The organism is Mycobacterium sp. E2462 (assembly GCF_001672685.1).
Taxonomy (GTDB): domain Bacteria; phylum Actinomycetota; class Actinomycetes; order Mycobacteriales; family Mycobacteriaceae; genus Mycobacterium.
Window position 1 is genome coordinate 19,937 of sequence record NZ_LZKC01000303.1, and the last position, 9,123, is coordinate 29,059.

The following is a 9,123-nucleotide window of genomic DNA, read 5'->3' on the forward strand; positions in this document are numbered from 1 at the left end:
GGCTAGCCGCCCTCGAAGTTCACGTTCTTGGTGACGGCTTCCCATTCGTCGATGGACGCCGAGAGGGCGGCGATCTTGTCGCGCATCGCCTTGAGCACGTCGCGTCCCAGCAGCAGCCGCAGCGGCGGCTCGTCGAGAGTGGTCACCAGCAGCACCGCCTCGGCCACCTTGCGCGGGTCGCCGGGCAGGTGGTCGGCGAACTGCTTGATCAGGTCCTTGCGCGCCTTGACGTCGGCGTAGTCGGCGATCGGGGTGCCGGACTCCTTCATGGACCTGCTGGCCCAATCGGTGCGAAAGGCGCCCGGCTCGATCGCGGTGACCTTGATGCCCAGCGGACGCACCTCGGCGGCCAGCGCCTCGGACACCGCCTCCAGCGCGAACTTGGTCGAGGAGTAGTACGCGTTGGGCGGGTTGGCCACCAGCCCCGTCATCGAGGAGATGTTGACGATGTGCCCATAGCCGCGGGCGCGCATGGCGGGCAGCACCGCCTTGATCATGTCGACGGCACCGAAGTAGTTGACGTCGAACAGCTTTCGAACCTCGGCGTCTTCGCCCTCCTCGACGGCCGACAGGTAGCCGTGGCCGGCGTTGTTGACCAGGACGTCGATGCCGCCGTACGCCTGCTCGGCCGCCGCGACGGCGCCGGCGATCTGGCCGGCATCGGTGACGTCGAGCGCCACCGCGACCGCCCGGTCGCCGAACTCGTCGACGAAGTCGCGTACCGCCTCGGCCCGCCGCGCGGTGACCACCACGCTGTGCCCGGCTTGCAGTGCGGCGCGGGCGATTTCGCGGCCGAAGCCGGTCGAGCAGCCGGTGATGAGCCATCGCGACATCTCAGGCCGTCCCTTCCGGCAGGCGCCGCAGATACGCCGCTCGGCGCTCGGCCAGTTCGGTCGCCCGTTGCTGCGCGGTCACCCGCGGCAGGTGCGGCACCTCGGCGTCGAGCCGGTCCAGCTTGACCACCCGGCCGCGCGCGCCTAGGCCCTCGCGCGGGCCCGCCTCGCCGAACTCGGCCATTCGCAGCGTCAAGATGGCTTCCCGCAGGCCGTCGGAGTCGATCCAATTCGCGACGCCGGGATCGGTCGGCGAGATCACGTAGGTGTAGGTGCCGTCGTCGCCCCGCACCGATTGCGCCTTGTTGAGGCTGCCGGTGCGGTCGACGATGTCCAGCGTGGTGCCCCAGACGTTGCTCAGCGGGACGGTGAAGTATTCGGCGCCCCCGTCGTCGAGGTCCACCACGAACGCCTCGTCGGGTTCGAGGTCGACGCGCCCCAACACGTACACCTGGTTGCGCATGGCGCCGACCTTGTCCGCCGACCAGGCGAGGTCGAAATGGTTGGCCGGCATCTTGTAGACGCCGTGGCTGAGTTTGCCGGTGAAGTCCGCGAAGTACGCCATCATGGCCGCGGTCGCCTCGGCCTGCTCGTCGCGGGTGCGGGCGGGGGTCGCCGGCGCCCCGCCGAGCCGCCGTACCTCGATGTGATTGGGGTCGTCACGGCCCCAGTCCAGCAGGACGTCGCGGATGTAGAACTCGTGGGCCTGAGCCGTGGTCTGTACGTGGTTGGGCCGGCCGTTGGCGGGATCGGCGTCGACGGTGATCGTGTAACCGCCGTCGGAGTCCACCGCCATGGTGCGCCCGTTGAGCACGGCGACGGTGCCCATGTGCGCGTCCCAGAGCGTGAAGTAGTTCTCGGTCATGCGATGCTCGCCGACGCGGCCGTGGATCTCGTAGCGTTCGTCGCCCGAAATCGGGATCACCCGGTAGACGCTGTCGGGATTGTCGATGCCCCAACGTGATCCGGGGATGCGCCGGCCGTTCACCGGGTGCGCCAGCCGGGTGATGCAGCTCACCTTCGGGCGCAACTTGTCCTGGTTGGACGACCAGATCGCCGCCGAGAACATCACCTCGGCGAAGGCGTCGTCGAACCGCTCGCGCATGGCGTCGGAAGCCTTCGCGCGGCCCAGCCACCGTTCCGCCACATCGCGGTACGCCGCCTTGACGGTGGGATGCTCGATCAGATCGAGGGCGGCCAGTTCCTGCTCGTGCTGGGACGCCGTCGCGACCGGGTCGTCAGGCATGCGCTGTTCCTCCGATGTATCGTTCGAAACGCTTGTTGTACAACGAGAATCGTTCGTCGACCTGCTCGGGCCGCAGGCCGTGGTGCGCCAGGTCGTAGGGCGGGCGGGGCGCCTCGCGGGGCCGCTCGCGCAGCCAGCGCCGCATCGCGGCCTCCGCCTGTTCGGTCAGGGCCAGCCCGACCGCGGCGTAGACCCGGGCCACCTGCCCGAGGGGGTCGGCCACCGCCTCGTCGAAACCGAGGTCGGTGACCCGGGTTTCGTCGTCTGCCCAGGCGTCGCGCACGGCCATCGCCCGGTCGTTGGTCCAGCCCATCCGCGCCAGCCATTGCGCGCCCACCCGATGCCGGTCCACCGAATCGGCGTTCATGGCGTGCAGCGTGGCGTTCAGGCTCGCCCCGGAGGCGATGGTGGTGCGCGGGTCGCGGTGCATGTGCACCAGGTGCAGGTCGGGGAACTGCGCGCGCAGCAGGTCCAAATAGCCCAGGTGGGCCGGCGATTTCAGGACCCAGCGGCCGATTGGCGCGCCGCGTTGCCGCTTCTGCCACTGCAGGAACTGCAACATCCGGTGCAGGTAGGCGTAGGCGGGGGAGAAGTCCTGCGCGTCGAGCCAGGCGCGGTAGCGGGGCAGGTGCGCGCCGGATTCGGGCACGTGCGACAAGAATGCGTCGGCGAGGAAGACGATCTCCTCCTCGGCCTCTCGCGCGTACATCGGGTGGATGGCGAACAACTCCGGGGCCAGCTCGCGCGACTTGGCTTCCCGCGCTTCGCTGATGGCGATGCGCGGGTCGCGGGCGTCGGTGAATCGATAGTCCAGGCGCGGCGCGACCTCGACGACCTCCCAGCCGTACGCGCACACCAGGCGGGCGTCGGCGGCCAGCAGCCGTTGTAGCAGCGTGGTGCCGCTGCGCATCATCCCGACGACAACGATCGGCGCGGTGATCCGCTCGTCGAGGATCTCGGGGTGCCGACGGATCCACTCCTGCGCGCGCAGCCGCATGCGCAGGCTGTGCACCAGCCCCGAGCGCAGGATGTGCACGCCTTGGGCATTGAGGCCGCTGAGGTCGGCGCGCGCGTAGTCGCCCAGCAGAACCCGCAGCGGGCCCTCGAAATCGCCTGGGCCCCAATCGGTCAAGCCCTCCTTGCGCTGGGCGTCGGCCAGCACGGCGGCGGGTTCGAAGGCCGCCTCGGCGGCGCTCGCGGGGGCCACGCGCGTCTAGAACTTCAGATGCTGACTGACGTCGCCGACCTGGTCGACGAACATGGTGCGGCTGTCGAACCACCAGGCGCCGTCCACCCGGTGGAAGGTGTCGTGGTAATGCCCGGTGACGATGATCTGCAGCGGCAGCGTCGGGGTGGCTTGGGTGACGCAGTAGTACGACGTGCTGCGCGCGGTGCCCGCCGCCTCGTCGATGTCCAGCTGCACGTTGGTGGTGTTGTGCTTGGTCTTCGGGGTGCCGTCCTCGTAGAGGCGGGTGGCCATGTCGTACATCTCGCGCACCCGCGCCGGGCCGGCGAACACCGTCTCGGGCGGCCCGTCCGCCACTCCGCAGATGCGGCCGTGCGTGAACAGTGCGGCCACTCCGTCGAGGTCACCGCCGTCGAGTCGTTCGGCGTAGCGGTAGATCAGGTTGGTGATTTCGCGCGCGCTGTCACTCATGCCCAAGCCATCTCCTGTGCCCGCTGCGGTGCGGTGTGCAGACCATGTTGGCAGAACAGCCCCAACTTACATAGAACCGCCCATTACTCTTAGTCGCCGTGACGTTACCTTGGACGCCGAGCCGGCTCGGCAACTTGACCGGCAAACGAGTCATCGTGACCGGGGCGACGAACGGCGTCGGCCTCGGCACCACCCGAGCCCTGGCCAAGGCGGGGGCCCACGTGATCATGGCGGTGCGCAACACCGAGCTGGGCCGGCAACGTGCGGCGGAGATCGCCGCGATCGGCGGCGCCGCCCCGTCGGTGGCCAAGCTCGACCTCGCCGACCTGGAGTCGGTGCGTGCCTTCCCCGCCCAGATCGACGAGCCGGTGGACATCCTGATCAACAACGCCGGGGCGCTCACCGACCGGCGCACGGAAACGGTCGACGGGTTCGAGATGACCCTGGGCACCAACCTGCTGGGGCCGTTCGCGCTCACCAACCTGTTGCTGCCCAAGGTGCGCCGCCAGATCATCAACGTCGGCTCCGACGCGCACAAGTCGGCGACGCTGCGGCTCGACGATCTGCACCTGCGCCGGCACAAGTGGACCCGGCTGGGCGCCTACGCGCAGTCCAAGCTCACGGTCATGCTGTGGGGGCTGGACCTGGACCGCCGGCTGCGCGAGGCCCGGTCGCCGCTGGTCACCCAGCTCACCCATCCCGGCTGGGTGGCCTCCAACCTGTCGAACGTGGGCGATTCACGCCTGCAGTCGCTGGCGCATCGGGGCGTCAAGGTGGTGGCCGACCGGTTGGCCAACGACATCGACGAGGGCGCGGCGCCCACCCTGTACTGCATCAGCGAGCCGGTGTCGCCCGGCGCGTTCGTCGGCGTGACCGGCAGGTTCGGCCTGCGTGGCGGGCCGGTGCTGATCGGGCGCTCGGTGGTGGCCTGCGACTACGAGACGGCCGCGCGCCTGGTGGACTTCGCCGAGCGCGAGACCGGCACGAAGGTGCAGGTGTAGCCGTGGGTGAGTTCGACAACACGGTCGCCGTCATCACCGGCGCGGCGCGCGGCCAGGGCCGCAGCCACGCCGTCGCGCTGGCCGAGCAGGGTGCCGACATCATCGCGGTCGACATCTGTTCCGACGTGGCGGCGATCCCGTACGCGCTGGGCACCAGGGCCGACCTCGACGAGACCGTGCGCCTCGTCGCCGCGGCGGGCCGCACGGCGGTCCCCGTCGTCGCCGACGTCCGGGACCTGGCGCAGCTGACGGCGGGGGTGCGGGCGGGCATCGACGCACTGGGCGACGTCGACATCGTGGTCGCCAACGCCGGGGTGGTGGCGATCGGCGACCCGGACGCCGGTTCCGAGCCGGTGTTCAACACGATCGTCGACACCAACCTCAAGGGCGTGTGGCACACGCTGCTGGCCACGGTGCCCTCGATCGTCGCCAAGGGCCGCGGCGGATCGGTGGTGCTGGTCAGCTCGTCGCAGGGCCTCACCGGCCGCGGCGGCGACGGCAGCGCCGCGATGTTCGCCTACGCCGCGTCCAAGCACGGCGTCGTCGGCTTGATGCGCTCGGCGGCCAACGCCTATGCGCCGCACAAGATTCGGGTGAACTCGGTGCACCCCAGCGGCGTGGCGACGCCGATGATCCTCAACGACTTCGTGGTAAATCGGATGCTGGAGAACCCGAATCCGGCCGTCTCGCAGATGCTGCTGCCCGACGTGCCGCTGGTCGAGGCCCAGGACGTCACCGAGGCGGTGCTGTGGCTGGCCGGCCCGCGATCGCGCTACGTGACCGGGGTGTCGCTGCCGGTGGACGCCGGCCACGTCGTCATGTGACGGGTCGGGACTAGCCGCGGACGACCTTGCCGGCCTTGATGCAGGACGTGCACGCGTTGAGGCGCTGCTTGTTGCCGCCCGGCCGCGTCACGACGTGCACGGTCTGGACGTTCGGGTCCCACCGGCGGCTGGTGCGGCGGTGGGAGTGCGACACCGACTTACCGAAGCCGGGGCCCTTCCCGCAGATGTCGCACACAGCGGCCATGGTTCAAGCTCCTCAAATCTCGGGGGTCCGGCGCGCGGGACACATCTAGCGGCCGGGACGGCCCGGGATCGCCCGGGCCCAATCAGGATACCGACTGTCGTGGCAACCACCAAAACGGTCACCGCCCCCGTCGCCACCGCTGGCTAGGCTCAATGGGCGGCTCGCCGCGCCGGAAGGGTGGTGGTCGAGGTGGGCCGGACCGGGTGGCGCCGGGCTACGCTGGCGCGCACCGGGGGCCGCGTCGGGAGGCTTGAGGAGGTGGGTCGGGTGGGCACTTCGCGCGCGACGGCGTCTGCCGCGCAGGGCCGCCTGCTGGACGCGGTCACGCTGCGTGACTGGGCGCACACCGCCGTCTCCGACCTGATCACCCACATCGACGAGATCAACCGCCTCAACGTCTTCCCGATCGCCGACTCCGACACCGGCGCGAACATGCTGTTCACCATGCGCTCGGCCCTGGCCGAGGTGCAAGCCGAGGTCAAGCCCGGGTCCGAGGCCGGCCCGCGGTGCGCCGCCCGCGCGGCGGCGGCGTTGTCGACCGGCGCCCTCAACGGCGCCCGCGGCAACTCCGGGGTCATCCTGTCGCAGATCCTGCGCGGCATCGCCGACGTCACCGCCACCGTCGCGGCCGACGCCGGCGGGCTACTGACCCACATTGACGTCGACGTCCTGGGGGCCGCGCTGCAGCGCGGGGTGGAACTGGTGATCGCCTCGATGGGCGGCGAGGAGATCCCGGGGACCATCGTGTCGGTGCTGCGGGCGGCCGCCCGCGCCGTGCAGGACTGCGCGCGGGGCGGGGACGGGCTGCCCGCTGCGCTCGTCGCCGCGGGCGACGCCGCGGTGGTCGCGCTGGAGAAGACGCCCGAGCAGCTCGAGGTGCTCGCCGACGCCGGTGCGGTGGACGCGGGGGGCCGCGGTCTGCTGGTGCTGCTGGACGCGCTGCGGTCGACGGTCGCGGGGCCGGCGCCGGTCCGCACGGTCTACGAGCCGTCGCCGCGGGAGCCCCAGCCCGCCACCGCCGAGCGCCCCACCCCGCAGTTCGAGGTGATGTACCTCCTGGACGGCTGCGCGGCCGACGCGGCCGACGCCCTGCGCGACCGGCTCGAGGAACTGGGCGACTCCGTGGGCATCGCGGCCGCGCCGTCGTCGGCGCAGCGCACCTACTCCGTGCACGTGCACACCGACGACGCGGGCGCCGCCGTCGAGGCCGGGCTGGCGGCCGGCCGGCTCAGCCGCATCGTGATCTCGGCGCTGACCTCCGGCAGCAACGGCCTGCCCGCGGGCGGCTGGACCCGGGAGCGGGCGGTGCTGGCGGTGGTCGACGGCGACGGGGCCGCCGAATTGTTCGCCGGCGAGGGCGCCGCCGTCTTGCAGCGCGAAACGGCGGTCGCCACCATCAGCGCACACCAGCTGATGCGGGCGGTCGTCGACACGGGCGCCGCGCAGGTGATGGTGCTGCCCAACGGCTACGTCGCCGCCGAGGAGCTGGTCGCCGGGTGCACCGCGGCCATCGGGTGGGGGATCGACGTGGTGCCGATCCCGACGGGGTCGATGGTGCAGGGCCTGGCCGCGCTGGCGGTGCACGAGACCGGCCGGCAGGCCGTCGACGACGGCTACACCATGGCGCGGGCCGCCGGGGCGGCGCGGCACGGGTCGGTGCGTACCGCGACCGAGAGCGCGCTGACCTGGGCGGGGCGCTGCCGGCCGGGCGACGGCCTGGGCATCGCGGGCGACGAGGTGCTGATCGTGGCCCCGGACGTGACCGGCGCGGCGATCGGCCTGCTCGACCTGCTGCTGGCGTCCGGCGGGGACCTGGTGACGGTGCTGCTGGGCGCGGGCGTCGACACCGACGAGGACGCCGCCGCCGTCGGCGACATCCTCGAAGAGCACATGCACGACCACCACCCCGGCACCGAGCTGGTCACCTACCGCACCGGCCACCACGGCGACGCGCTGCTGATCGGGGTCGAGTAGCCGTGGTGTCGCTGAGCGATCGGCTGGATTTCGTCGTGGGCGGCAAGGTCGCCGACCTGCTCGACGAGGTGTTCGGCATCCGCACCGTCAACGACCTGCTGCGCCACTACCCGCGCAGCTACGTCGAGGGCGCGAGCCGGTGGGGCGCGGACGGCGTCGACTCCGAGCGGCCGCCGGCGGGCGAGCACATCACGATCATCGACACCATCTCGGACACCGAGACGTTCCCGATGAAGAAGAACCCGAAGAGGCTGTGCCACCGCATCACCCTCGGCTCGGGCCGCGCGAAGGTGACCGCCACGTTCTTCAACGCGAACTACATCAAGAAGGAGCTCACCGCGGGTACCAAGGTGATGCTCTCCGGCGAGGTCGGCTTCTTCCGCAACGTCATGCAGCTGACACACCCGGCGTTTCTGCTGCTGGAAACCCCGGACGGGCGCAACCGGGGTACCGCCTCGCTGCGCAGCATCGCCGACACCTCCCACGCCACCAGCGGCGAGGACATCGCCGAGGCCTACGAGGGCCACTTCTTTCCCATCTACGCTGCCAGCGCGAAGCTGCAGAGCTGGACCATCTTCGCCAGCATCCGCCAGGTGCTCGACGTGCTCGATCCGGTGCCCGACCCGCTGCCCGCGGACCTGCGCGACGGGCTCGGCCTGATCTCCGAGGACGAGGCGCTGCGGGCCGTGCACCTCGCCGAGGACGGCGCGCAGCGTCAGCGGGCGCGCCAGCGGCTGACGTTCGACGAGGCGGTGGGGCTGCAATGGGCGCTGGTGGCGCGCCGCCACGGCGAGTTGTCCGAGTCGGGCCCGCCGGCGGCGCCGCGGCCCGACGGCCTGGTCAACGAGCTGTTGGGCCGGCTGCCCTTCGAGCTGACGGCGGGGCAGCGCGAGGTGCTCGCGGTGCTGTCCGACGGGCTCGCGGCGACCCGCCCCATGAATCGACTGCTGCAGGGTGAGGTGGGCTCCGGCAAGACGATCCTCGCCGTTTTGGCCATGCTGCAGATGGTGGACGCCGGCTACCAGTGCGCCCTGCTGGCGCCGACGGAAGTCCTTGCCGCCCAACACCTTCGGTCGATCACCGACGTGCTGGGCCCGTTGGCGATGGCGGGTCAGCTGGGTGGCGCTGATAGCGACGGCGGGGCGGCCACCCGGGTCGCGCTGCTCACCGGCTCGATGACCGCGGCGCAGAAGAAACAGGTCCGCGCCGAGATCGCCGGCGGGCAGGTTGGGATCGTCGTGGGCACCCACGCGCTGCTGCAGGACGCGGTCCACTTCGACAACCTGGGCATCGTGGTGGTCGACGAACAGCACCGGTTCGGCGTCGAGCAGCGAGATCAGTTGCGCGCCAAGGCCCGTCCGGGCATCACGCCGCATCTGCTGG

At 71.2% G+C, this 9,123-nt stretch carries 9 protein-coding genes; 4 read left to right on the top strand and 5 right to left on the bottom strand.

Translation table 11 applies throughout. From position 1 onward, the window contains the following. Positions 1–2: 2 nt before the first annotated feature. Genes A5714_RS15475 through A5714_RS15490 form a run of 4 tightly spaced genes read right to left on the bottom strand, consistent with a single transcriptional unit; the run spans position 3 to position 3,736 of the window. Positions 3–833 carry an oxidoreductase gene (locus tag A5714_RS15475; RefSeq protein WP_068286402.1) on the bottom strand — a complete coding sequence of 277 codons (831 nt, stop codon included), beginning with the start codon at positions 831–833 and terminating at the stop codon, positions 3–5. Between the two features lies 1 nt (position 834). Continuing rightward, complete coding sequence (locus tag A5714_RS15480; protein WP_068286405.1) at positions 835–2,079, bottom strand: hypothetical protein; 1,245 nt, start codon at positions 2,077–2,079, stop codon at positions 835–837. Continuing rightward, positions 2,072–3,286, bottom strand: coding sequence for a sulfotransferase (locus A5714_RS15485; RefSeq protein WP_068286407.1), 1,215 nt, complete (start codon positions 3,284–3,286; stop codon positions 2,072–2,074). The genes A5714_RS15480 and A5714_RS15485 overlap by 8 nt, the downstream gene beginning before the upstream one ends. Before the next feature lie 6 nt (positions 3,287–3,292). Beyond that, positions 3,293–3,736 (bottom strand): nuclear transport factor 2 family protein, encoded by a 444-nt coding sequence (locus A5714_RS15490; protein ID WP_068072036.1) that lies wholly within the window; start codon positions 3,734–3,736, stop codon positions 3,293–3,295. A gap of 98 nt (positions 3,737–3,834) precedes the next feature. Here A5714_RS15490 and A5714_RS15495 point away from each other — a divergent pair, with 98 nt between their 5' ends. Both A5714_RS15495 and A5714_RS15500 read left to right on the top strand, forming a co-directional pair. Further along, the gene (locus A5714_RS15495; RefSeq protein WP_068286409.1) at positions 3,835–4,737 is read left to right on the top strand and encodes an SDR family NAD(P)-dependent oxidoreductase; all 903 of its coding nucleotides are present in this window, start codon (positions 3,835–3,837) and stop codon (positions 4,735–4,737) included. A 2-nt stretch (positions 4,738–4,739) separates the two neighbouring features. Then, on the top strand, positions 4,740–5,561 hold the full coding sequence (locus tag A5714_RS15500; RefSeq protein WP_068072031.1) for a mycofactocin-coupled SDR family oxidoreductase: 822 nt from the start codon (positions 4,740–4,742) through the stop codon (positions 5,559–5,561). 10 nt (positions 5,562–5,571) lie between these two features. On the opposite strand, the gene rpmB is transcribed toward A5714_RS15500, so the two are convergent. Continuing rightward, positions 5,572–5,766, bottom strand: coding sequence for a 50S ribosomal protein L28 (gene rpmB / locus A5714_RS15505; RefSeq protein WP_067749870.1), 195 nt, complete (start codon positions 5,764–5,766; stop codon positions 5,572–5,574). Positions 5,767–6,078: 312 nt separating this feature from the next. On the opposite strand from rpmB, the gene A5714_RS15510 reads away from it, so the two are divergent. Both A5714_RS15510 and A5714_RS15515 read left to right on the top strand, forming a co-directional pair. Continuing rightward, positions 6,079–7,740 carry a DAK2 domain-containing protein gene (locus A5714_RS15510; RefSeq protein ID WP_068286415.1) on the top strand — a complete coding sequence of 554 codons (1,662 nt, stop codon included), beginning with the start codon at positions 6,079–6,081 and terminating at the stop codon, positions 7,738–7,740. A gap of 2 nt (positions 7,741–7,742) precedes the next feature. Beyond that, positions 7,743–9,123 (top strand): DEAD/DEAH box helicase (locus tag A5714_RS15515; protein ID WP_156747338.1); only part of this gene is annotated, 1,381 nt, incomplete at its 3' end.

What these genes read in the sequence shown, in the direction of transcription:
- A5714_RS15480 (WP_068286405.1), bottom strand. Translation starts at nt 2,079, where the DNA reads ATGCCTGACGACCCGGTCGCGACGGCGTCCCAGCACGAGCAGGAACTG.
- A5714_RS15475 (WP_068286402.1), bottom strand. Translation starts at nt 833, where the DNA reads ATGTCGCGATGGCTCATCACCGGCTGCTCGACCGGCTTCGGCCGCGAA.
- rpmB (WP_067749870.1), bottom strand. Translation starts at nt 5,766, where the DNA reads ATGGCCGCTGTGTGCGACATCTGCGGGAAGGGCCCCGGCTTCGGTAAG.
- A5714_RS15490 (WP_068072036.1), bottom strand. Translation starts at nt 3,736, where the DNA reads ATGAGTGACAGCGCGCGCGAAATCACCAACCTGATCTACCGCTACGCC.